This window comes from Peribacillus sp. FSL M8-0224, assembly GCF_038003055.1.
GTDB lineage: Bacteria > Bacillota > Bacilli > Bacillales > DSM-1321 > Peribacillus > Peribacillus frigoritolerans.
Genome location: NZ_JBBOOJ010000001.1, coordinates 806,961 through 830,327, shown reverse-complemented (window position 1 = coordinate 830,327; position 23,367 = coordinate 806,961). Strand labels below are relative to the sequence as shown.

Genomic DNA, 23,367 nt, shown 5'->3' with positions numbered 1-23,367 from the left:
ATACATAATGTGCCGATAATACTTCAGTATAATAAAAGAAGGTATTACCTTACTGTCTGTTTCCATAATCCAAGAAGATCACTTTCATGTTGTCTGTGCATGCCTGCTTTTCTATCGGCAGATTCCGGACGGCCCTTTTCCCAATTCCATATATCTTCGAGAGTTTCTGATAGGGGACGGAATGTTAGTCCATTATTGATGGCTTGATCGTTGTCGACAGCCAAAAACCCATTCAAAGGTTCCTTACCTCCTGGTAAAGGGAATTCTTCCGGTATCCATAAAGGCATTTCTCCCCACGGCTCTACTTTATTGTCTTTTAAAAATTTTTCAGATACCCATGTAAAGGCAGCATCACTTCTTGTTACCTTTTTGCAGCCTTCAAGTATTTGCCCCATAGTCAGTGTGTAGTCTGGTCCAACGGCATTATACGTACCTGTCATGCCCTTTTCCATCATTTGGATGATCCAATGAGCCAAGTCCCTTGCATCGATAATTTGGATTGGACGTCCAGGGCGTCCAGGCGCTAAAACTTCTCCCCCTTCCGCTATTCTTTTAAGCCAGTACGGCAATCGGTCAGTGTAATCATATGGACCTACTATTTGCCCGGCACGAATTGACAAGACTTTCCCCGGCAGTTCTTTTTCAGCTGCTTTTTCGCTTAATGATTTTAACGGTCCATAATATTCACCGTATATCGGCCCAGCCGTTCCGCGGGTTATTTCTTCTGCTTTATCTTCATTTAGTGCATGAACCTCTCCATTTTCATCAATACCTGGTTCGGTTGGATCACTATAAACCGAGATGCTTGAAATATATGTATAATGTTTAACTTGATTAAGCAACCTGCAAGATTTCGATACAGTTCGAGGGATAAAGCCTGATGTATCAATTACTGCATCCCACTGTCTTCCTTTAAGCATTTCAAGATCCCCGTCGCGGTCCCCTTTTAACTGTTCTATTTCGGGGAAAACATAAGGGTCATTTCCACGATTAAAAAGTGTGACATCATGCCCCTTCTCTATTGCAGCTTTTGCTAAATATCGGCCTAAAAACCGTGTACCACCCAATATTAAAATGTTCATAAGATCTCCTCCTCTTTAACGATATTCCATAAAGCATACGCAATACCCTTTCCTGAAATTAATAATACTTGCAACTTTTCTTTGGTTTTCCCTTCTCGGAAAAACTAAAGATATCCTAATCTTTTGAACTTTATTCTTTTTCGCTATAATGATAGGGAAAGGGAGAAAGAAGGTGGAACCGATGCTTGAAAATCTTAAACAAAAATTCCCGAACGCTCTTACCAATAGAAAGGATACTGATGATATTTCTAATTATGTTTGGTTCGAAGACTTCAGAAGTATACTTGGCATTCCCCGTTCAGAAATCACAGCAGAAGAAATCCGTTTATTGGAACTGCTTTTTGTTCCTTCCATAAACCCAAATGACCTCAATGCACATCCAGGCTCATCATGGAAAATTTTTTTATCCGAACCGAATGCACCATTGCCTTTAACGAGCTGGGAGAATGTTCGATTCCTTCATTTCAAGTTGACTCATGCTGATTTTTCCAACTCCGATTTTGAAGGGGCCTTCCTCGCTTTCGTTCCATCTGACGCAGCTATTATTTGGGAAAATGAAACGTCAGGCGTCTTAATTGAACCGGACAAGGATGAACCATTATCAAATAAAGAACTGATCGCCATTACTTCCACACTTGAAAGTGACTTTTATGTAAAGACCCGTATGTTCACCGGGCGCTTTCACCCTGTAGATCAAGACCTTCGCCATCACTGGACTCAGGAGAAAAAGTGTTTTGAAGTGGCACAGGTGCATCTGCCGGATATAAAAGTGACTGATTTGGCAGACATCATCCCATACTCATTAATAAATGATCCATCCTTTAAGAATGCAAATTGGTTTATCAATGAAATTCTTGGCAAGACCAAGCAGGATACTGAGCTTATCAAAACGGTTAAAACGTATATCGAATGTAACTCCAATGCCACATTTGCCGCCAAACAGCTTTATATACATCGGAACAGCTTACAATACCGAATCGATAAATTCTCTGAAAAAACTGGTCTCGATATTAGAAACTTCCGTCATGCCCTTACTGCATACTTGATACTTTTACTGAATGATTAATTTCCAATGTAAGCACTTTTTTGTGCAATATGCCCATACTTTTTTCAAAACCTATAGCTTAGACTATAGCTAATTGGTACAAGTAATCTAAGAGTTTAAAAGGGGGATTTTTCATGGCAGAGTTAGTGTTAGATCATATATTCAAGATTTATGATAAAAAGGTGACGGCTGTTAAAGACTTCAACCTTCGTGTTGCCGATAAGGAATTCATCGTTTTTGTGGGACCTTCAGGTTGCGGTAAATCAACGACATTAAGGATGATTGCCGGACTGGAAGACATTTCCCAAGGGGATTTATACATAGACGGCAAGCGAGTCAATGATGTCCCCCCTAAAGATCGCGATATTGCGATGGTTTTCCAGAACTATGCCTTATATCCTCATATGTCTGTATTTGACAATATGGCATTCGGATTAAAGCTCAGGAAAACGCCAAAAGCTGAAATCAAGCAAAGAGTAAATGAAGCGGCAAGGATTCTCGGACTTGAAGAGCTGCTAAACAGGAAACCTAAAGCGCTTTCAGGTGGTCAGCGCCAGCGTGTTGCACTTGGCCGTGCAATTGTAAGGGACGCAAAAGTTTTCTTGATGGATGAGCCATTATCCAATCTCGACGCAAAACTGCGGGTTCAAATGCGCGCGGAAATAGCTAAACTGCATAAACGGCTCGACACCACAACGATATATGTCACACATGACCAAACAGAGGCAATGACCATGGCGACACGTCTTGTTGTAATGAAAGATGGTATCATCCAACAGGTCGGTGCTCCAAAGGATGTTTATGAGAAACCAATAAACGTGTTTGTCGGCGGCTTTATCGGATCGCCTGCCATGAACTTCTTTACCGGAACATTAAAAGAAGGCACAATCAAAATAGGCGAACAAACGCTTGAAATACCTGAATTTAAGATGAAAATGCTACGTGATCAAGGATATGTCGGAAAAGAAGTAATCCTTGGCATCCGTCCGGAAGATTTCCATAATGAAGGAGCTTATTTCACGGAGTCCCCTAACACTACATTCACGACCCAAATTGATGTAGCCGAACTCATGGGCGCGGAGATCATGCTCTACTCCACTTTAGAGGGGCAGGACTTCGTTGCAAGGGTCGATGCCAATAACATTATCCAGGCAGGCGAAAAGATCGAACTTGCGCTCGACATGAATAAAGCGCACTTTTTTGATAAAGGGACAGAACATCGCATTTTAGTTGAAGAAGATGAACAGATGCAGGAAAGCATGAAGTTATCTGCCAATTAAACATGAAAAGACCCATTCATTATGGGTCTTTTTACGTTTATTAAAATAAAGGGCGATTCATTCCTGGACCAATACCACTTCATCATGTCCGCATTCAGGGCATTTCATGAGATGGGGGCATTGCCCTTTTTGAAGGGATTGAGGGTATCCGTCGTTTTCTTTAAGTATGTCGATATCCATATAAGCACTGTAATCATCAGCATAATCCATGAATTTCCCTTTATCCTCAAGTTCACTGCCGCATTCCGGGCAATCTACATGAATTTTTCTTAGACCGTTGCAAAGCGGGCATATAGACATTGTTTTTCCTCCTGTTCCAGATACTTATGATTTCAGTATTTGTCGATTCCAGTATTTTAACACATGGAAACACCCTCCCTAATGCTAGAGGGAGGGTACTTCCATCCAATTATTTATTAACCATGTTAGCAGGATCGACCCATGCTTTGAATTCATCTTCCGTAAGGAACTCCAGTTTCAATGCCGCTTCTTTTAACGTGGAGTTGTCCTTGAAGGCAGTTTTGGCAATCTTGGCTGCTTTTTCATAACCGATATGCGGGTTCAATGCTGTTACCAGCATAAGGGAACGCTCTACATTTTCTTTAATCTTATCTTCATTTGCAGTGATGCCAACCGCACAATTATCGTTGAAGGAATGAATGCCTTCCGTCAATAATTTGACCGTTTGCAGGAAGTTATAGATGATGACTGGTTTGAACACATTCAATTCAAAGTTACCTTGGCTTGCTGCAAAGCCAATTGTAGCATCGTTACCCACGATTTGTGTCGCAATCATGGTAAGCGCTTCACTTTGGGTCGGATTGACTTTACCTGGCATGATGGAGCTGCCCGGCTCGTTTTCCGGAATGGCAATTTCTCCGATTCCGCTTCTCGGTCCGCTTGCAAGCCATCTGACATCGTTCGCAATTTTCATTAAATCCGCCGCCAATGCTTTCAAAGCACCGTGTGCGTAGACGATTTCGTTATGGCTAGTCAATGCATGGAACTTATTATCAGATGTGACAAAAGGATATCCTGTATCCGCTGCAATTTGTTTGGCAGAAAGTCCCGGGAATTCTTTCTTTGTATTGATTCCGGTTCCTACAGCCGTTCCGCCTAAAGCAAGGTTCAATAGTTTTTGGCTGCTTTCCTCAATCATCGCCAAATCTTTATCGAGCATCGCTTTCCAACCGGAAATTTCTTGTCCTAATGTTAAGGGTGTAGCATCTTGAAGATGTGTCCGGCCGATTTTCACGACATCCCAAAATTCTTTTTCTTTTGTATCGAATGTATCACGAAGTGCTTTGATGGCAGGAACCAATTTTTCAGCGACTTCCATAAAGGCTGCAATATGCATGGCAGTCGGGAAAGTATCATTTGAGCTTTGTGCCTTGTTAACATCATCATTCGGGTGAAGGATTTCCGATTCACCATTTTCTTTTAACCATTCATTCCCTTTGTTCGCGACCACTTCATTCACATTCATATTACTTTGCGTACCGCTTCCCGTTTGCCAAACTACAAGCGGGAAATGTTCATCAAGCGTACCTTCAAGGATTTCGCCGCAAATCTTGACGATGGCGTTCTTTTTAACTTCGGAAAGATCACCAAGATCAAAGTTCACCTTTGCAGCAGCTTGTTTAACGTATGCAAATGCACGAACCAATTCAATCGGCATTTTTTCGTTACCGATTTTGAAATTGTTACGGCTTCTCTCAGTTTGTGCTCCCCAATATTTATCAGCAGGAACTTTCACTTCACCCATCGTATCTCGTTCGATTCTGTATTCCATGTGTTCTCCTCCTAAGTTTGCACTATTCATTGAAGAATTTTTGCATATGAAATGAATAATGTCGGATTATTCTTTCTCTCCATACATTGTACAAACTTTATTATTTTAAAGCAAAAATATCCCGCTGACCCTTTCCATATTTCTGAAAAATCCTAGGCCATTCATATTTAGATGAAAATTTGGATATTCTTTTTTGACACATAAAGTGTAGGCACCGCTAGGCTTCAATTGACCTGGCCATGAACACCAACACATCATCACTCCCAAAATGTCCTTGACAGTATTTTGTATATATAGTAAATTCAAAAGAAATTGAATAATCTAAACTCTTATCGAGAGAGGTAGAGGGAATGGCCCGATGACACCTCAGCAACCTTCATTTGTTTCAAACCAATGAAAAGGTGCTAATTCCACAAGTTTATGAACTTGGAAGATAAGAAGAATGACTCGTCACTACTTAATCAAAGTCTTCTTCTTAAAGAAGACTTTTTTTTATTTTATTTAACTCAAAGGAGCAGTGAAAACCATGTATAAACCTGAAACATATCTTGCTCAATTAGGAAATCGCAGTGAAACGGCGACAGGAACAGTCAATCCGCCGGTATACTTTTCAACAGCTTTTCGCCACGAAGGAATCGGTCAATCGACGGGATTCGACTACACAAGGACAGGTAACCCTACCCGCCAGCTATTGGAGCGATCCATCGCCGATCTGGAAAAAGGAGACCAAGGCTATGCCTGCAGTTCAGGAATGGCCGCCATCTCCACTATACTCGCCCTTTTTAAATCTGGTGATGCGTGGATTGTCAGTGAAGATCTTTATGGCGGTACATATCGGCTGTTAGAACAAGGTTTTAAAAAATGGGGATTGCAGTGTGACTATGTAAACACTTGTTGTTTGGAGGATATCGAAAAAGCCATCACTCCTCACACGAAAGCCATCTTCATCGAAACTCCCACTAACCCTCTTATGCAGCAAACGGATATTAGCGCCGTTGCCGCATTGGCTAAACGATATAATTTATTGCTAATCGTTGATAACACTTTTTACACGCCTCTTATTCAACAACCCATCTTGCTTGGAGCGGATATTGTGATCCACAGTGCAACCAAGTATCTCGGTGGTCATAATGATGTGCTCGCCGGACTGATCGTTGCTAGCGGCGCTGAGTTATGTGATGCACTGGCCTTCCATCATAATGGCACTGGAGCTGTCTTGAGCCCATTTGATTCTTGGCTGTTGATGCGCGGAATGAAAACCCTGGCATTGCGGATGGAGCGTCATGAAAAGAATGCCAAGATACTTGTAGATTACTTATCGGAGCATGATTGTGTTACGGACGTATTGTATCCAGGCCGAGGCGGCATGATTTCTTTCCGCATCATTGATGAAGCGGCGGTCAACCCATTTTTACAATCGCTCTCATTAATTTCCTTTGCAGAAAGCCTTGGAGGGGTCGAAAGCTTCATCACCTATCCTGCCACACAAACACATGCCGATATACCGCTTGAAGTCAGAATGGCAAACGGGGTTTGTAATCGATTGCTCCGCTTCTCCGTTGGCATCGAAGATAGCGACGATTTGATTGGTGACTTGCAGCAAGCATTCGCACATGTAAAAAGGGAGGCACTACGATGACAGATCATGATTTTAGCTTTGAAACGAAATTACTTCATAATCAACATAAATTCGATCCGGTAACGGGCGGTGTGAGCGTCCCCATTCAGCATGCATCGACTTTCCATCAATCCGATATCGATCAATTCGGCAAATATGACTACAGCAGAAGCGGGAACCCAACTCGCGAGGCACTTGAAGATATCATTGCCGATCTAGAGGAAGGCACTCACGGCTTTGCCTTTTCATCAGGTATGGCTGCCATTTCAACAGCCTTCCTCCTATTGTCTGCCGGAGACCATATCGTCATTTCCGAAGATGTGTATGGCGGAACGTTCAGGATGGTCACAAGCGTATTGAACCGTTTCAATATTGAGCATACCTTCGTTGACATGACGGACCTTGAAAGTGTCAAAGCGGCGGTTCAGCCAAATACCAGGGCCATATACATTGAAACGCCTTCAAATCCGTTACTTAAAGTGACCGATATTCAAGCTGTATGTGATATCGCAAAAAAAGCTGGTGCCTTAAGTTTTGTTGATAATACATTCTTGACGCCCGCATTGCAAAAACCGCTGAATCTGGGCGCTGATGTTGTCCTTCATAGCGCGACGAAGTTTTTATCCGGCCATAGTGATGTGGTAGCTGGGCTTGCGGTCGTGAAAGATCCGGAATTGGCGGCAAGACTCGGTTCGCTTCAAAACTCCTTTGGAGCGGTCCTTGGTGTCCAGGATGCGTGGCTCGTAATGAGAGGCTTGAAAACCTTGTCAGTTAGAATGGAACATTCACAAAAAGGGGCAGAAAAGATTGCAGCCTACTTAAAGGAGCAGCCCTTGGTGAAAAAAGTGTATTATCCCGGCCTAGCCGATCATCCACAGCACGCCATCCAGAAAGGCCAGTCACTCGGAGCGGGGGCGGTCCTTTCATTTGAATTGGAAAGTGAGGAAATCTTCCGTTCCTTCGTGAACACTGTCGAGCTCCCTGTTTTTGCCGTAAGCCTGGGAGCGGTAGAATCCATATTATCCTACCCGGCCAAAATGTCCCATGCGGCCATGCCTGCTGATGAAAGGGAAAAGCGAGGCATCACGAATAGCTTGCTCCGCCTCTCTGTCGGACTGGAAAATCCGGACGATTTAATCAAGGACTTCGAAGCTGCCCTCGTCAATATTGCCAAAGGGGAAGCAATTGCTGCAAAATGATTAAAGTAATGGGTGCCTCATATTTTATGGGCACCTTTTTTATTCCATCAATAAAAGAAGACCATCGATTTCCCGATGGCCTGACTCTCATTTCTTCATATTATATTTATCCAGGAAGCGATCCACCCGTCCGCCTTTTTCAGCAAACTTCTGCTTTCCTGTATAATAAGGGTGCGTATCCGAGCTGATTTCCACTTTTAATAAGGGATATGTTTGGCCGTCTTCCCAAACGATCGTTTCATTGGACGTCTTAGTGGAGCCTGTCAAAAATTTATACCCACTGTTGGTATCCATGAATACCACTTGTTGATAATCGGGATGAATTTCTTGTTTCACTATTATCACCTCATCGTCAGTATAGGTATATCTTAAACGTAATGATTACTATTATCAATCATTATGCTTGAAGGTACCAAAAGTCGGTACCTTCATTATATTTTAATCTAGATGATCCACCCTTATTCAATTGTGTTCAGCCAGCCATGCCTTTATGCGGACCTGCCTGCAGTTCATACATTTGATAGTACTTCCCTTTCAGTTCCATTAATTCCTCATGTGTACCTTGCTCAGCAATCCGCCCTTTTTCCAGTACAAGAATTTGGTCGGCATTTTTTATCGTGGAAAGCCTATGTGCAATGATGAAGGTCGTTCTCCCTTTTTTCAGCACTTCCATTCCCTCCTGGATAATTGCCTCGGTTTCGGTGTCGATGCTTGCTGTCGCTTCATCCAAGATCAATATGGCCGGATTGAATGCGAGGGCACGGGCAAAAGAGATTAGCTGACGCTGTCCGGAAGACAGCGTTCCGCCTTTTTCGATCACGGGTTCGTCAAGCCCTAAAGGAAGATGCTTCAGCACTTTGTCCCCCCCGACATCTCTTAATGCTTTTTCAACCATTTCCCTTGTGATGCCTTTATGATTGAGACTGATATTGGAGGCGATGGTGCCAGTAAATAAATAGGGGTCCTGAAGGACGATCCCCATATGCTCCCTAAGCGTCTGATGGGGGATATCCAATATATTTCTGCCATCGATTTTGATCTTTCCTTCACTGCTGTCATAAAAGCGGAACAATAAATTCATTATGGAGCTTTTTCCTGAACCGGTGTGGCCAACTAAAGCGACCGTTTCCCCCTGTTTAGCGGAGAAGGAAATGTCCCTTAACACATATTCTTTATCCTTATAACCAAAAGAAACATTTTCGAATTGTACGTTTCCTTTGTATCTGGATATGTTTTCATCGCTGACTGCCAATCCCTTCTCATCCAATAAGCTGAACGTCCTCTCCCCTGCAACAAGCGCCTGTTCAAGATTAGCGAACTGATTAACGATTCCGTGAAGCGGATGTAGCAGGCGGCTGATCAAATCAACAATTGCATACATCATCCCTAAGGAAATGGCCGAACCCGCTGTAAGGGAAATACCGCCAAAATACCAGACGAAGGCCATCAGCGCCAAAACCTTAATGACGCCAATCAAGTTTCCACCCGTCAAAGAGTTCAAATGGAGCATTTTATTTTGATAGGAAAAATGCTCCCGGTTCAGATTTTCAAAAGATTGCTTCGTCTCCTTTTCACGTCCAAATGCCTGAATGATGCTCATACCAGAAATGGATTCATTGATCATTCCATTAATATCGCTGACCCGTTCCCGAATGATGTGATTATATTTCGAGGCGAATTTACGGTATACCATCGTCCAGATAACGATGATCGGAATAAGTAGAAGGCCAATGGTACCGACTCGTGGATCCAGAATAAACAAAGCAATTAGAACGCCGAAAATATTAATGGTACTCGAGAAGAAGTTGGCGAGCACGGTTACATATAATTCCCGGATAGCTTCCGTATCATTAGTGACCCTGGCTACAACTTTACCCGCTGGCATATTATCGAAATAACGTATCGGCAAACGGGAAATATGCCTAAATATATCATTTCGCATCTTCTGTATGATTCGGTTCGCCGCTTTCTGTAAATAAAAACTCTGGCCATATTGAAAAATGGAGGAAAGGATGACAAGGCTGAAATAAAAAGCCACAAGCTTAATGATCCGCGGGATTTCCGGTTGATAAAATCCCATCACTTCCTGACTCGTCAATTTCACTGCTTGCGCACGTTGCTCTTTCCCGTCTTTTTTGATGATCAATGATTGGTTCTCCAAGGTTCTGCGCCCATCGATAGGGACTGCTTCATCTACGAAGACAAATTGATTGCCAACCTGCAGAACATGGACTTCCCTGCCTTTCTTCTCACCTTTTGAAAAGTAATCAGCCCGTTTATACCAATTTCCATCATACTTAACTGCATCTTTTCCTTTACCTGCTTCATGCCAGGAAGATTCGATGCCAAGTATATGTGAATCGATGATTTTCTTGGCAACGAAAGGACCCGTTAAATCGGCCGCTACCGAAAGAGCAAGCATGATCAGGGCGCCAATGATCAATTTTTTATAAAGGGCAGCATAATTAAAAAGTTTCTTTACGACCTTCATGCCTTCACCTCCGTTCCTTCGTCAACCTGCTGTCGTTCATATTGCTCCCTATACCAGCCATCATTCAGCAGTAAATCCGCATGAGTCCCCTCTTCGATGATCTTTCCGCTGTCCAATACGATAATCCTGTCCGCGTGCTGAACGGCTGATAAGCGGTGGGTTGTGATGATGGTCGTTTTCCCTGCCCGTTCATTTTGGATATTTTCGATGATCGTCGTTTCCGTTTTTGCATCGACAGCGGATAAGGAATCATCCAATATAAGAATTTCCGGATTTTTGATCAATGCCCTGGCAATCGAGATCCTCTGCTTTTGCCCACCGGACAGAGCGACACCCTTCTCACCGACGAGTGTCTCTAGACGGTTTGGCAGCATCATTAAGTCCTTCTCAAAATCCGCAAGCCGGATGGCTTCAGCCAGTTCATCTTCCGTTGCATCCATTTTACCGAATAAGATATTTTCCCTAACAGTCTTCGAGAATAAAAAATGGTCCTGTGGAACATATCCGATCCATTCACGGATATCTTCAAGGCTCAGTTGCTCCAGCGGCTTGCCTGCAAAAGCGATTTCACCTGTTCCTAAAGGATATTCTCGCAGCAATTGCTTCACGAATGTCGTTTTTCCACTACCTGTTTTCCCCACTATCCCCAATGTTTGACCGCGCTCAAGCTGAACGGAAATATCGGATAGATTCACAACCGTTGAGGAAGGGTATGTAAAATGCACTGAATTGAATTGGATATTCCCCGGGTTCGTAATACTCTCCAGCCTCATTGAATTCTTCACATCCGCTTCATACGAAAGGGTATCCTGAACACGGTCTAGCGAAGCATTTCCCCTTTGCATGACATTGATCAGTTCACCCACCGCGATCATCGGCCAGATTAACATGCCTAGGTACACATTGAACGAAACAAGTCCGCCAAGCGTTATGGCCTGTTGAAACACAAGATAAGCCCCATAGCCCAACCCGATTAAATAACTGATGCCAATGATAATGCTGATCGTCGGATCAAAGAGGGCGTCGATCCTTGCCACGGCTAGGTTTTTGCGATATACATCCTCGGTCATTTCCTCAAATCGCTTTTCATCTTCCCGTTCCTGGACATAGGCACGGATAACACGGACACCGGAAATGGATTCCAGGACCTTGTCATTTAAAGTGCCAAAGGCTGCTTGTGCATCCGTAAAACGTTTGTAAATTTTCTTCACGTAAATTTGCATCAGCACTGCCATGATCGGAAGCGGCAGCACCGCCGCAATCGTTAACTGCCAGCTGATCGTGGCTCCCATCATGACCACTACCGTGATGGTGAACAGCACCGCGTCAACGAGGGTCAATATCCCGAAACCAGCTGTGAGGGATATGGCCTTTAAATCATTGGTTGCCCTTGCCATTAAATCTCCTGTACGGTTTTTTTCATAAAAACTCGGCGTCATTTTCAGCAAATGTCCCATAAACCCTGACCTTAGTTTCCGTTCGACCAAGTTTCCGCCGCCGAATAACAGATAACTCCATAAGTAACCAAATAGGTAACTGCCGATCAGTACCATGAGCAAATAAATAACGTATTTCATGACCCCTTCCTGCGTCATGCTGCCATTGTTCATATCATCGATGGCATTCCCGACAAGTTTTGGCGGGATAACCTCCAAGATATTCACTAGACATAGAAATAAAATCGCCAAGGTGTAACGCTGCCACTGTTCTTTAAAGAACCAGGACAGCTTTTTAAAAATCGCAAACATGAATTCCCCTCCCTTTTGGTCAAACCTTTCACTCGCTAACCGCTTTCTGGATCTCCCGGCTGCAATAAGATTTCCAATGTTTTTTGTCTCATTTATAGTTCCTCCTATCCTTTATATGGAAAGGGTGCTAATGCACCTGGATCCAAAATGCCAAAAAGCCCCCGCCAATTAGCGGAAGCTTTTTTAGATGCGTAATAACACATATAAAAACGCAGGCCGCGAAAATTCCACAACCTGCGCTTTAAAATCATGAATGGAAACGAGGAATCCTATGTCTGGAAAGACAAGGTCTCAGGGCAGGCGGAAGTATGATATTCAATTGTGACATCACTGTGCTTAACTGATTTAGTCATGACGTTCGCCTCCTTTTCCATTGATTAATGGTAATTTTTAACTTGTTTTTAAAGATTACTACGATTGCATATTTTTGTCAATTGTGACTTTTCTAGATTATTGATGGATAATCCTTTATTCTAATAAGAATGACGCAACCTAAGGAGGTTCAGCATATGCAATGGAGAAAATATATACTCCTGGCGGTTCCCTTTTTATTATCAGCCATTTTCATCTTATTTGCCGTACCGGTCCAATATAGATTTTTATCCTTCATTCCTGTGTTTCTTTTCTGGATAGTTTATTATATTTTATTGTACCGGGAAAAGAAGAAAAAAAGATGACATCACCTTGGGGCCGTTGTAAATGCAACGCCCCTTTCTTGATGGCCCTGCATATAATGATCGAAAAACATTCGTGGTGAAATGTATGCTTTCCCAATATTTGCAAAAGCTGTTGGGTAAACACCCTGCCAAAACCAAACCGATCATCGATTCTGAAAGATATGACACGCTAAAATCCCGTTTACAAAAAGAGCTCTTTCAGCCTGTTGATGAGTCAAAAGCTTTTTTCCCCGAGGAAGCCGCTCTGATAAAAAGCATTCGAACCGAAACGGCTGCCTTGAACCGGAACAATATCACAAGAACACAAGCCTATCTTGCCTTTTACAATCGCAATCCAGAGGTTCACTGGGCCTTTTTAGCACATATGGTTTCGAGGAATGGAGGATACCATATGACTGACTTGAAAAGTTCAAACATGACCCATCTACTTGACAGAGCGGAACGGCAGAAATTTTTCCTTTTCCTTGAGCGTGCCAATTCAGCCATATTTGCAGATGCCTTCCCCCAGCTTCTTTTATATGAACATTCTAAACAAAAAGAACTACCGCTAAGAAGGTATTTACCAGTATTCCGCATTTCAAGATTCATGACCCCGATTTGGGAATCCTTCATCGAAGAGCCCCATTCACCCCTTTTGACAACGGCTCTTATCATTAATGAACAAAGAATGCTTCAGGAAAGGATATTAAAACGCACCCGTCATGGTGAAATCCTCCGAAGGCTTGATTTTCAGCTTCAGGAATACTTAGGCTTCATGAAAGTGATCTTTCCTTATGCAAACAAGCAAAAAGGACTTCATTCCTTGACAGGACTTACCGTCGAACGCTTTGCCGACCCGAAACAGCGTATTGCAACGGGGAAATTATTATATGGGCTTCTTTTTCAGCATCCGGTGGTTTTTCGCGGTGTTCGCCATTTTACAAAAGAGATTTCCCACACGGGTTCCAGGGAGGATTACTGGGCAAGCATATATACCTCTGATGGATCCACGTCAAAAGCTGATAAAATCTTCAGTCCCACTCTTCATGATGCATGGAAAGATCAACTATTCTTTCCTCCCCATTCCTTTGATTGGTTCACGAATGAAAGCTTCATGGAAGATTTACGAAGTTTACCGATCATTAAAAAGGAGGACCTGACCAACGAGGTGCTAGAAAATGTCAAGCAGCTCAAAACCCTTAACGAAATGAAAGCCATTTTCTAGCATGATGCCTCTTACTTTGAATATCCCATCCGCCATTTGGCAAGAATGGTTAGCAAAAAGAATGGGTGAATCAAATGAGAGGCATTGTACTATTGAATCCAAATTACAAAATTGGGGATTTACATACGGATGAAAGCTTGGCAATCCAAAAGATCGTGACGGACAAGTATATGGAAGAGAATAATATTTCCCCGGTCATACTCAATCCGTATCAAATCCACCCTTATTACACCATCCCGCATGAGCTTCTATCCAATTTACAAAGTAAAAAAACGGGGCAAATCGATTGCCTTGTGCTTCACTCCCTGGAAACCATTGAACGCTTCAACTATATTTACCCTGAAAAATGGTATGAGCTATGCGGATATTTCAAAGGGATTATCAGTGTCACGACTCAAACTCCCGTTAGGAAATATGAAGCAAAATAAAATCATGGTACTTAAGTCGCTGTAGTGAATTAGGGTTATAGTCATTAATCGTTCATATACAAGACTTCTTTCCAAGTACCTTGATTTATGCTCCCCTTTTTTATATGAGCACCCCAACCACGCATCCCTACTAATGATTGCCGCTGTACCGCTTCTTCCTCTATTTATCTATTATATCAATTTTCCCAATTATAAGATTACTAGGAATTATATAACTCCAAAACATTGTTTTGGAAATATAGATAAATTTACGGATAAAGCATAGAAAAATAAGTTAATTTTATATATCATTGGAGATAGGAATTTTCTTATTTTTTACTTTTACTAGAAAGGAATGTTAATGATGGCCAAAGAAAAAAAGAAAAAAACCCCAATTCCTTTCCGACTGAACTTCATGTTCTTTTTAATATTCATTTTATTTTCAAGCTTAATAATCCGGCTTGGCATCGTCCAAATCGTGTATGGGGATGATTACCTTCGCGAAGTCGACCGAACGGAAAACGATGTGGCCAATACCCCTGTTCCCCGGGGCAAGATGTATGACCGGAACTTGAATCCGGTCGTTGATAATGAGCCGCGTAATGCCATCACCTATACGAAATACCCGAATACGAAAACGGCCGATATGGTGAAGACGGCAGAGGTCCTTGCCACCTTGATAGAAAAAGATACCAAAAAGGTAACCCTTCCGGATAAAAAGGATTTTTGGATTTTAAAGCATCCGAAAGAAGCCGAAGCCTTGATCACCAAGGCCGAGAAGAAGAAGGTAATCGAAAAGAAACTGGAGCAAAAAGATTTATACAAACTTCAAATGGAACGGGTAACCGATGAGGATATCAAGGAATTCACCAAGGATGAATTGGAAGTGATCGCCATCTTCCGGGAATTCAATAGCGGCTATGCCCTCGCACCTTCGATCGTAAAGAATAAAGATGTCTCCACTAAGGAATTCGCCAGGGTCAGTGAACATTTGGCTGAAATGCCAGGCGTGGATGTAACGACGGATTGGGAAAGGACCTATAAGTATGATGAGACCCTCCGCTCGGTTCTTGGCAAGGTCTCTTCTTCCGAAGAAGGCATTCCCAATGAAAATATTGACTATTATCTGGCACGCGACTATACCAGGAATGACCGGGTCGGAAAAAGTTATATTGAAAAACAATATGAAGATGTCCTGCGCGGTCAAAAGACGCGGATTGAAAATGTGCTGAGCAAAGGGGAAGTCATCAAAACGAATACCCTCACTGAAGGGCAAAGCGGAAAAGACTTGGTCCTTACAATTGATATGGAGCTGCAGCAGCAGGTTGAAAAAATCATCGAGAACGAATTGCGCAAAACCAAGGCTAAGGGAAATACCTACTTATTGGATCGTGCCTTCGTCGTTTTAATGGACCCGAATACAGGCGAGGTGCTTACGATGGCCGGCAGGCAATACGGCCGTAACAGTAAAACAGGCTTGACCGAAATGAACGATTTTGCCCTTGGAAACATTACGACCTCCTATACGATGGGATCATCTGTTAAAGGAGCCACTGTCTACACAGGCTTTCAGACAGGAGCCATCGCACCAGGGTCAGCTTTTTTTGACAGGAAACTCCTTTTAGCAGGGGCTCCTAAGAAAGGATCTTATAGTGATTTGGGTTATGTAACCGATGTCTCCGCGTTAAAGAAATCATCGAATGTCTATATGTTCATGACGGCAATCAAAATTGCCGGCGGTCATTATATCCCTAACCGGCCGTTAGGAATCAACCGGGAAGCTTATTCCATCATGCGGAATCATTATGCCCAATTTGGCTTGGGTGTCCGTACCGGCATCGACCTGCCAAATGAATCCGTAGGGTTTAAAGGAGTCGATATGTCAACAGACGGATTGCTGCTGGATTTATCGATCGGGCAGTATGATACATATACCCCTATGCAATTGGCACAGTATGTTTCGACGATTGCAAATGGCGGAAAAAGGCTTGAGCCCCATATGGTCAGGGAAATCAGGAATCCATCCAACGAACACAATGAATTGGGCAGCGTCTTTAAAACAATGAGTCCCAAAGTGTTAAACGATTTAGGCGGGAAAGACGTTTGGATGCAGCGTGTCCAGGAAGGATTCAGGCAGGTTGCCCAGGAGCCAGGCGGGACGGCATATAAATATTTCGGCGGGAAGTCTTACCGTGCGGCAGCAAAAACGGGTACTGCCGAGGCCTTTTACGACGGACCGCGGAGAAATCAATATAGCGCTCCAGTCCCGACTATCAATTTGACGCTTGTAGGTTATGCACCTCACAATAATCCGGAAGTGGCATTCTCTGTCGTCGTGCCATGGGTGTATCAAGGCAAGCCCTCTGATGATATTAACAAAAGGATCGGGCGGGACGTAATGGACGCCTACTTTAAATTGAAGGAAAAAAGAGCAAAAGGTGAATTTGGTGCAGATAAAGCAGTAGAAAGCACTCAATGATGAATACAAAAAAGGCCTGCTCGATTACGAGCAGGCCTTTTTATGATGCCCATTTATTCCAGCTTTTGAACGAATTCCTTATAAAGGGCCCTAAGGGCATCTCCCCTGCTGATGATGCCGACGACTTTATCATTTTTGTCCACGACGGGGATTTTCTTGAAATGATGCTTGGAAAGGACCTTTATCAATTCATCTAGCGGATCTTCGGGAGATAGCTTTGTAATCCTTTTATTTTTAATGATTTGTGAGACTTTATCATTCATTTTGGATGTAACCTTTTCATCCAATTCTTCACCGGGAAGAACCGTAATGTAGGTGAAATACCCCATGATGGCTTCCTCTGCAGGTGTCAAGTAACGTAGGATATCCCCGTCCGTCACCATTCCCAATAGCTTATCATGTTCATCCACAACGGGGACCCCGCCCACTTTATTTTCGATCAATATCCGCAGAATTTCCTTTAATGTAAAATCAGGACGGGCTACAAAGACTTCCCTTATCATGAAATCCTTAACTAACATATTACCACCCCTTTTTTAAGTTTGTACGCTCTATATTCATCTCTCCCCTATTAATACCCTTACTTACTCTATTTAAAAACCCTTGCCGCCTGAACTGCCTTTTTCCAGCCATTATATAAATCCTTCCGTTCCTGTTCTTCCATCTCGGGTTCGAATTTCTTATCGACTGCCCATAGCTTTGAAATCTCTTCCTGACTTTCCCAATATCCGACAGCGAGCCCCGCCAAATACGCCGCTCCTAACGCTGTCGTTTCACTAATAATGGGTCTTTCGACAGGTACATTCAGGAGGCCGCTTTGGAATTCCATCAAGAAGTTGTTTTTGACAACCCCGCCATCGACCCTCAATGCCTTTAGGTTAATGCCTGAATCGACTTCCATGGCGCTAAGGACATCTTTTGTCTGGTAGGCCAATGCTTCCAATGTTGCCCGGACGAAATGCTCCTTCGATGTCCCCCTTGTCAGTCCGAATACAGCTCCCCTGACATCACTATCCCAATAAGGGGTACCTAATCCAACAAATGCGGGAACTACATAGACACCATCGGCTGAAGTGACCCGCAAAGCATACTTTTCACTGTCTTTCGGATCATGCAAGAGTTTCAGTCCATCCCTTAACCATTGTATGGCCGAACCTGCGACAAAAATACTTCCTTCCAAGGCATATTCGACTTTTCCATTCAGCCCCCATGCAATCGTGGTCAACAGGCCATGCTCTGATTTCACTGCCTTTTCTCCTGTGTTCATCAGCATGAAGCATCCGGTGCCATACGTATTCTTAGCCATTCCTTTTTCAAAGCATTCTTGGCCGAACAATGCGGCCTGTTGATCTCCCGCTGCTCCGGCAATCGGGATTTCGTGCCCAAAGAAATGGTGTGGTGCTGTTTTCCCGTATACCTCCGATGAAGAACGAACATCCGGAAGCATCGACCGCGGAACCTGCAGGATTTCCAGCAGCTCTTCGTCCCACTTCAGGTCATGAATGTTATACATCAGCGTCCTTGAGGCATTCGAATAATCGGTTACATGTGATTTACCACCCGAAAGTTTCCATATCAGCCACGTATCGATCGTACCAAACAATAAGTCTCCGTTTTCAGCCTTTTCCCGTGCCCCATCTACATGGTCGAGAATCCATTTCACCTTCGTTCCGGAAAAATATGCATCAATCAATAATCCGGTTTTCTGCAAAAATAAGTCATCGAGGCCTTCACCCTTCAATTGCGTACAAATTTCGCTAGTCTGCCGGGATTGCCAGACGATGGCATGATGAATCGGCTGACCTGTTTCCTTATCCCATACCACAGTCGTCTCCCGTTGATTCGTTATGCCAATTCCAGCGATCTGTTCAGGCCTTACATTCATTTCCGATAGACAGGAAGCGATTACCGATAGGATGGAACCCCAAATTTCATTGGCGTTATGCTCCACCCATCCTGGATTCGGAAAATATTGGGTGAATTCCTTTTGGGCAATATGCAAAACTTCCCCGCTTTTATTAAATAAAATGGCCCGGGAACTTGTCGTTCCCTGGTCCAATGATAGTATGTAAGTCTCCACGGCTGTCTCCTCCTGCACTTAAGAAAAGGTTCATTTCAGCTTAAGTGTCATGCTGTTTTTTCTTTCTTCATTTTACTAGATATACCCGTGAAAACAAAAAATATATAAACTACTGCAGAAAACTGAAAAATATTGGCAGGTTAAGAGTTTATCTTTTACAATGAAAATAAGATTGATAGGAGGAATGGAAAATGAATAACCATGAAATAGATTTTAAATTATATGGAGATGACATGCAGTTTGTTGAAGTGGAATTGGATCCTCAGGAAACGGTGATTGCCGAGGCTGGAAGCTTAATGATGATGGAAGATCAAATCAAGATGGAAACCATCTTTGGTGATGGGTCTTCAAATGGTGACAGCGGAATGATGGGTAAGCTATTCGGGGCCGGGAAACGGCTACTTACTGGTGAGAGTCTTTTCATGACGGCTTTTACGAATGAAGGACGAGATAAAAAACACGTTTCATTCGCATCGCCATATCCAGGTAAAATCATCCCGATGGATTTAAGCGAGCTGGGCGGGAAAATCATATGTCAAAAAGACGCGTTCCTAGCGGCAGCGAAAGGCGTTTCAGTCGGAATCGAGTTTCAAAGAAAGATAGGGGCAGGCTTCTTTGGCGGTGAAGGGTTCATCATGCAAAAACTTGAAGGAGATGGAATGACCTTCGTTCATGCCGGCGGCACGATCCATAAAAAAGAATTGGCTGCAGGAGAGATCTTACGCGTCGATACAGGATGTTTAGTAGCAATGACTAGCGGGGTAGATTATAATATTGAAACTGTAAAAGGCGTGAAAACCGCTTTGTTCGGCGGCGAAGGTTTATTCTTTGCAACATTAAAAGGACCCGGAACAGTCTGGGTGCAATCTTTGCCATTCAGCCGGCTTGCCAGCCGTGTATTTGCTGCAGCCCCGCAAAATGGAGGATCATCCGAAGAAGGCAGCGTAGCTAGAGGCTTATTCAATTTATTCAACGATAAATAAGAACCGGACCAATGGCTGCCATCCTGGCAGTCATTGATCTTTTTTAAAAAGGATGGGTAGCTACATGCAGCTTGTTAAGTGGTCCTACATGAGACGCTATAATATCAGGGCAATTTTTGATCAATTCCCGAATTCGCCTGTTATTTTCCGAAAAATAAGAGATTACTATTTTGTTTATACCGTTCACTGGACAGCTGCCGATGCCCCTATCGGCATAAAAGAGCTTGAAGAAATGGAACAGCTGCTCAACCGTGAGCTCGGGACTGAACTGCAATATCTCTGCCGAAAAAAATGAGTTACTCCTCGTATATCATTTTTCTTGTCATGCCTCCATCGACGATAAGATCCTCACCCGTAACGAAATTATTTTCCGTTGCCGTCAAATAAAGACAGGCCCTTGCAATATCGTCGGGTTTGCCAACCCGATTGGAAAAATGCTGCTGGTGATCTTCATCCCTCAGCGATTCATAATCTCCCGTTTCAATCCACCCCGGAGAAATCGAATTGACCGTAATTTTCTCTTTGCCCAAAGAAGCGGCAAGTGCATGTGTCAGTGCTTTGATCCCTCCTTTGGTTGCTGCATATGATTCCGAATCAGGTTCAGACATCATCGCTCTGGTTGATGCTATATTGATGATCGCACCTCCCCTTTCATTTTTCCGCATCGATTCTGCCGCGGCCCGGGAACAAAGGAAAACACTGCGCAAATTCGTATTCATCATATCGTCCCATTCCTCTATCGTCAGATCATAAAGCGATTTGAATAATGCCTTTCCTGCATTATTGATTAATATATCAATGGTCTTATATGTTTTTAGAGTTACATCCATCAATTGTTGAATGTCAGCTTCCTTGCGTACATCCGTTTTAACGAACATGGCTTCATGACCGTTACTTTTGAGCTCTTCCACACACAGAAGTCCTTCCCGCTCGTCCAAATCTGCGAGAACGACTGAAGCGCCGCTTTCTGCATATCCCTTTGCCACGCCTCTCCCTATCCCATTCGAAGCACCTGTTACAATCACCGTTTTATTTTTGAAATCCATTATTCCAACCTCACTTTCACAGCCACTTTTCCCTATCATAATATCCAATCCGCTCCACTTCAAACAATTTTGAGCTATTTAAAAATCCTTTTCCTTATCATCAATAATCGCAGGGACCCTTATATTTTTGTAGCCTCCCTAAAGTGATGTATGATAGAGGGTAACAACAAGAATGAACCAGAGTGAAAGGCATCCGCTATTATCTTTCTTACAGTGTAAAAATTTATATTGGAGGAATGTAAAAATGGACTTATTAAAAAATGTGTTTTCTTTAGGATTAGGTGCTGCCGCTGCTACAAAAGAGCAAATTGAAAAAACGGTGGACTCTCTTGTCAAAAAAGGCGATATCAGCAAAGAAGACTCCAAGGTCCTTATTAAGCAATGGGTCGAAAAAGGGGAGCAAGCCCAAAAGCAGCTGGATGATTCCGTCAAGGCCAAAGTCAATCAAGCCCTCAATGGCCTAAACTTGGCAACTAAAGAAGAAGTCGAGGAATTGGAGCGCCGTATCGTAATTTTGGAGAAACAGAACCAAAACTTACAACCGTGACAGGAGGTACTTGAATGTTTCGCAAGCGACTGAAACACGCACATCGTTACCAAGAAATCATTAATGCCTTCTTGAAAAATGGGTTTGGTTACTTCATCTATCGCCTGGGATTATCCGAGAGTAAAGCGGGATCGAAACTCCAACCCGATGAAAACCTGAACCTCCGCTCAATCGGAGAGCGGCTGCATACGATATTACAAAGCTTGGGACCTACATTCATTAAACTTGGTCAGATTGCAAGTACGAGGCGTGATTTCGTTCCTGACGAAATCGTCCGCGAGCTTGAAAAGCTACAGGACCAGGTCACCCCCTTTCCATTTGATAGGGTCCGTAAAATTGTCGAAGCCGAATTGGGTGATTCTTTGGAAAACATTTTCCTTGAATTTAATGAAACCCCACTGGCGACCGCTTCGATTGGACAGGTCCATACGGCTCGGCTTCCATCAATGGAAGTCGTCGCAATCAAAGTGCAGCGGCCAGATATTCTGCCGACTGTGGAAACGGATTTGGAAATTCTCGATGATTTGGCAAGACTTATGGAAGCACGCATATCTTGGGCAAGACGCTACCAAATCAGAAAAATGATTGATGAATTCGCTAAATCACTCCGCGCAGAACTTGATTATAACTCCGAGGGTCGAAACGGGGAAAGAATAGCCAAGCAATTCATCGATGATCAAGGGTTTAAGGTACCAAGGATCCATTGGGAGTTTTCCACAAAAAGGGTCCTGACAATGGATTTCATTCAGGGAATTAAGATCAATCATTATAAACAGCTTGATGAGGAAGGTTATGATCGCCGGCAAATCGCGGAAAGATTAGCGAACTCCATGCTTCATCAAATATTGATCGATGGCTTTTACCACGGTGATCCCCACCCTGGCAATATCATCATATTGCCAGGGAATGTCGTCGCACTCATGGATTTCGGAATGGTGGGACGTCTGGAGGAAGAAACGAAATATCAGTTCGCCTCACTTGTCATCAATCTGAAACGCGGAAGCACCAATGGATTGATCAAGACGCTTTCAGATATGGGTCTCTTGACGGATGAAATCGATATGGCCCCATTAAGGGGGGATATTGATGAACTGCGAAATAAATATTATGATATCCCATTGAGCCAAATCAGCTTAGGCGGAGCAGTCAATGACCTGTTCACGGTTGCCAATCGGCACCAAGTCCAAATCCCACCCGAATTCACGATGCTCGGCAAGGCTCTGCTTACCATGGAGGCCATCGTCGAAGGATTAGATCCTAATTTCAGCATCATGAAGGCAGCTGAACCTTTTGGGGAAAGACTTTTTAAAGAACGCTACAACCCAAAAAACATTGCGAAGAACGCCTGGAATCAATTCATCGAGTCTGCTGAAGCCATTGCCGAATTGCCCAAGGATATCAGGGAAGTGACAGGCATCATTAAAAAAGGGAAATTGCGGCTCGATATCAACATTCCCGAACTTCAAGTTTTTTTACATAAGCTTGATCAAATCTCGAACCGGCTGTCGTTCAGTATCATCCTGCTTGCATTCAGCATAATCATGGTCGGTCTCATTATCGGCTCTGCAATAGGCGGGGAAACCTTGATCCTTTGGAAGATACCGGTTATCGAAATTGGTTTTGTCGTTGCAACCCTGATGTTCTTACTCATGCTCTACACTATTTTCAGATCCGGAAAAATGTAAAACT

Annotated in this window: 21 protein-coding genes and 1 riboswitch; of the genes, 12 read left to right on the top strand and 9 right to left on the bottom strand. The window is 43.3% G+C overall.

Annotated features, from left to right (window positions below):
* Positions 1-44 precede the first annotated feature (44 nt).
* Positions 45-1,082 (bottom strand): NAD-dependent epimerase/dehydratase family protein, encoded by a 1,038-nt coding sequence (locus tag MKX49_RS03960; protein ID WP_340875128.1) that lies wholly within the window; start codon positions 1,080-1,082, stop codon positions 45-47.
* A 181-nt stretch (positions 1,083-1,263) separates the two neighbouring features.
* On the opposite strand from MKX49_RS03960, the gene MKX49_RS03955 reads away from it, so the two are divergent.
* Both MKX49_RS03955 and MKX49_RS03950 read left to right on the top strand, forming a co-directional pair.
* Positions 1,264-2,148: a PucR family transcriptional regulator gene (locus MKX49_RS03955; protein WP_340875127.1), complete on the top strand. Its 885-nt coding sequence runs from the start codon at positions 1,264-1,266 to the stop codon at positions 2,146-2,148.
* Between the two features lie 113 nt (positions 2,149-2,261).
* A complete protein-coding gene (locus MKX49_RS03950; protein WP_053534052.1) occupies positions 2,262-3,407 on the top strand; it encodes an ABC transporter ATP-binding protein in 1,146 nt (381 codons plus the stop codon).
* Between the two features lie 57 nt (positions 3,408-3,464).
* Here MKX49_RS03950 and MKX49_RS03945 read toward each other — a convergent pair whose 3' ends face one another.
* Positions 3,465-3,707, bottom strand: a complete 243-nt coding sequence (locus tag MKX49_RS03945; RefSeq protein ID WP_034314767.1) for a hypothetical protein — start codon at positions 3,705-3,707, stop codon at positions 3,465-3,467.
* A gap of 109 nt (positions 3,708-3,816) precedes the next feature.
* Positions 3,817-5,199, bottom strand: coding sequence for a class II fumarate hydratase (gene fumC / locus MKX49_RS03940; RefSeq protein ID WP_340875125.1), 1,383 nt, complete (start codon positions 5,197-5,199; stop codon positions 3,817-3,819).
* A gap of 326 nt (positions 5,200-5,525) precedes the next feature.
* Positions 5,526-5,639, top strand: a riboswitch (SAM riboswitch).
* A gap of 86 nt (positions 5,640-5,725) precedes the next feature.
* Here fumC and MKX49_RS03935 point away from each other — a divergent pair.
* Both MKX49_RS03935 and metC read left to right on the top strand, forming a co-directional pair.
* Positions 5,726-6,838 carry a methionine biosynthesis PLP-dependent protein gene (locus MKX49_RS03935; RefSeq protein WP_340875124.1) on the top strand — a complete coding sequence of 371 codons (1,113 nt, stop codon included), beginning with the start codon at positions 5,726-5,728 and terminating at the stop codon, positions 6,836-6,838.
* A complete protein-coding gene (gene metC, locus MKX49_RS03930; protein ID WP_053534051.1) occupies positions 6,835-8,016 on the top strand; it encodes a cystathionine beta-lyase in 1,182 nt (393 codons plus the stop codon). The genes MKX49_RS03935 and metC overlap by 4 nt, the downstream gene beginning before the upstream one ends.
* 87 nt (positions 8,017-8,103) lie before the next feature.
* Here the strand turns inward: metC and MKX49_RS03925 are convergent, their stop codons facing one another.
* From MKX49_RS03925 to MKX49_RS03915, 3 genes are all read right to left on the bottom strand, one after another.
* Positions 8,104-8,352, bottom strand: coding sequence for a type B 50S ribosomal protein L31 (locus tag MKX49_RS03925; RefSeq protein WP_034314776.1), 249 nt, complete (start codon positions 8,350-8,352; stop codon positions 8,104-8,106).
* A 136-nt stretch (positions 8,353-8,488) separates the two neighbouring features.
* The gene (locus tag MKX49_RS03920; protein ID WP_340875121.1) at positions 8,489-10,507 is read right to left on the bottom strand and encodes an ABC transporter ATP-binding protein; all 2,019 of its coding nucleotides are present in this window, start codon (positions 10,505-10,507) and stop codon (positions 8,489-8,491) included.
* Entirely contained in the window at positions 10,504-12,255 is a 1,752-nt protein-coding gene (locus MKX49_RS03915) for an ABC transporter ATP-binding protein (protein ID WP_323597900.1), read from the bottom strand. Before MKX49_RS03915 ends, MKX49_RS03920 begins: the two co-directional genes overlap by 4 nt.
* Before the next feature lie 509 nt (positions 12,256-12,764).
* Between MKX49_RS03915 and MKX49_RS03910 the strand changes: the two genes are divergently transcribed.
* The 4 genes from MKX49_RS03910 to MKX49_RS03895 all read left to right on the top strand — a co-directional run bounded on the left by MKX49_RS03910 (position 12,765) and on the right by MKX49_RS03895 (position 17,022).
* A complete protein-coding gene (locus MKX49_RS03910) occupies positions 12,765-12,932 on the top strand; it encodes a hypothetical protein (protein ID WP_153246154.1) in 168 nt (55 codons plus the stop codon).
* Between the two features lie 22 nt (positions 12,933-12,954).
* Positions 12,955-14,136, top strand: a complete 1,182-nt coding sequence (locus MKX49_RS03905; protein WP_340875119.1) for a DUF2515 family protein — start codon at positions 12,955-12,957, stop codon at positions 14,134-14,136.
* A 74-nt stretch (positions 14,137-14,210) separates the two neighbouring features.
* Positions 14,211-14,564 (top strand): hypothetical protein, encoded by a 354-nt coding sequence (locus MKX49_RS03900; RefSeq protein ID WP_340875117.1) that lies wholly within the window; start codon positions 14,211-14,213, stop codon positions 14,562-14,564.
* 343 nt (positions 14,565-14,907) lie between these two features.
* Entirely contained in the window at positions 14,908-17,022 is a 2,115-nt protein-coding gene (locus tag MKX49_RS03895; RefSeq protein WP_340875116.1) for a peptidoglycan D,D-transpeptidase FtsI family protein, read from the top strand.
* Between the two features lie 53 nt (positions 17,023-17,075).
* Here MKX49_RS03895 and MKX49_RS03890 read toward each other — a convergent pair whose 3' ends face one another.
* Positions 17,076-17,543: a CBS domain-containing protein gene (locus MKX49_RS03890; protein WP_214769613.1), complete on the bottom strand. Its 468-nt coding sequence runs from the start codon at positions 17,541-17,543 to the stop codon at positions 17,076-17,078.
* A gap of 68 nt (positions 17,544-17,611) precedes the next feature.
* Positions 17,612-19,102 carry a glycerol kinase GlpK gene (gene glpK, locus MKX49_RS03885; RefSeq protein WP_340875112.1) on the bottom strand — a complete coding sequence of 497 codons (1,491 nt, stop codon included), beginning with the start codon at positions 19,100-19,102 and terminating at the stop codon, positions 17,612-17,614.
* 191 nt (positions 19,103-19,293) lie between these two features.
* Between glpK and MKX49_RS03880 the strand changes: the two genes are divergently transcribed.
* The gene (locus MKX49_RS03880) at positions 19,294-20,085 is read left to right on the top strand and encodes a TIGR00266 family protein (RefSeq protein WP_048687434.1); all 792 of its coding nucleotides are present in this window, start codon (positions 19,294-19,296) and stop codon (positions 20,083-20,085) included.
* A gap of 88 nt (positions 20,086-20,173) precedes the next feature.
* A complete protein-coding gene (locus tag MKX49_RS03875) occupies positions 20,174-20,380 on the top strand; it encodes a hypothetical protein (RefSeq protein ID WP_237752157.1) in 207 nt (68 codons plus the stop codon).
* 1 nt (position 20,381) lies between these two features.
* Here MKX49_RS03875 and MKX49_RS03870 read toward each other — a convergent pair whose 3' ends face one another.
* Positions 20,382-21,131, bottom strand: coding sequence for a glucose 1-dehydrogenase (locus MKX49_RS03870; RefSeq protein ID WP_323597973.1), 750 nt, complete (start codon positions 21,129-21,131; stop codon positions 20,382-20,384).
* Between the two features lie 244 nt (positions 21,132-21,375).
* Here MKX49_RS03870 and MKX49_RS03865 point away from each other — a divergent pair, with 244 nt between their 5' ends.
* A complete protein-coding gene (locus MKX49_RS03865) occupies positions 21,376-21,678 on the top strand; it encodes a phasin family protein (protein ID WP_251538531.1) in 303 nt (100 codons plus the stop codon).
* A 14-nt stretch (positions 21,679-21,692) separates the two neighbouring features.
* Positions 21,693-23,363 (top strand): ABC1 kinase family protein, encoded by a 1,671-nt coding sequence (locus MKX49_RS03860; RefSeq protein ID WP_289349236.1) that lies wholly within the window; start codon positions 21,693-21,695, stop codon positions 23,361-23,363.
* Positions 23,364-23,367: the final 4 nt, after the last annotated feature.

Bases quoted from the DNA above. Each gene is read 5' to 3' on its own strand.
- MKX49_RS03960 (WP_340875128.1), bottom strand. From the start codon at position 1,082: ATGAACATTTTAATATTGGGTGGTACACGGTTTTTAGGCCGATATTTA.
- MKX49_RS03955 (WP_340875127.1), top strand. From the start codon at position 1,264: ATGCTTGAAAATCTTAAACAAAAATTCCCGAACGCTCTTACCAATAGA.
- MKX49_RS03950 (WP_053534052.1), top strand. From the start codon at position 2,262: ATGGCAGAGTTAGTGTTAGATCATATATTCAAGATTTATGATAAAAAG.
- MKX49_RS03945 (WP_034314767.1), bottom strand. From the start codon at position 3,707: ATGTCTATATGCCCGCTTTGCAACGGTCTAAGAAAAATTCATGTAGAT.
- fumC (WP_340875125.1), bottom strand. From the start codon at position 5,199: ATGGAATACAGAATCGAACGAGATACGATGGGTGAAGTGAAAGTTCCT.
- MKX49_RS03935 (WP_340875124.1), top strand. From the start codon at position 5,726: ATGTATAAACCTGAAACATATCTTGCTCAATTAGGAAATCGCAGTGAA.
- metC (WP_053534051.1), top strand. From the start codon at position 6,835: ATGACAGATCATGATTTTAGCTTTGAAACGAAATTACTTCATAATCAA.
- MKX49_RS03920 (WP_340875121.1), bottom strand. From the start codon at position 10,507: ATGAAGGTCGTAAAGAAACTTTTTAATTATGCTGCCCTTTATAAAAAA.
- MKX49_RS03915 (WP_323597900.1), bottom strand. From the start codon at position 12,255: ATGTTTGCGATTTTTAAAAAGCTGTCCTGGTTCTTTAAAGAACAGTGG.
- MKX49_RS03910 (WP_153246154.1), top strand. From the start codon at position 12,765: ATGCAATGGAGAAAATATATACTCCTGGCGGTTCCCTTTTTATTATCA.
- MKX49_RS03905 (WP_340875119.1), top strand. From the start codon at position 12,955: ATGCAACGCCCCTTTCTTGATGGCCCTGCATATAATGATCGAAAAACA.
- MKX49_RS03900 (WP_340875117.1), top strand. From the start codon at position 14,211: ATGAGAGGCATTGTACTATTGAATCCAAATTACAAAATTGGGGATTTA.
- MKX49_RS03895 (WP_340875116.1), top strand. From the start codon at position 14,908: ATGGCCAAAGAAAAAAAGAAAAAAACCCCAATTCCTTTCCGACTGAAC.
- MKX49_RS03890 (WP_214769613.1), bottom strand. From the start codon at position 17,543: ATGTTAGTTAAGGATTTCATGATAAGGGAAGTCTTTGTAGCCCGTCCT.
- MKX49_RS03880 (WP_048687434.1), top strand. From the start codon at position 19,294: ATGAATAACCATGAAATAGATTTTAAATTATATGGAGATGACATGCAG.
- MKX49_RS03875 (WP_237752157.1), top strand. From the start codon at position 20,174: ATGAGACGCTATAATATCAGGGCAATTTTTGATCAATTCCCGAATTCG.
- MKX49_RS03870 (WP_323597973.1), bottom strand. From the start codon at position 21,131: ATGGATTTCAAAAATAAAACGGTGATTGTAACAGGTGCTTCGAATGGG.
- MKX49_RS03865 (WP_251538531.1), top strand. From the start codon at position 21,376: ATGGACTTATTAAAAAATGTGTTTTCTTTAGGATTAGGTGCTGCCGCT.
- MKX49_RS03860 (WP_289349236.1), top strand. From the start codon at position 21,693: ATGTTTCGCAAGCGACTGAAACACGCACATCGTTACCAAGAAATCATT.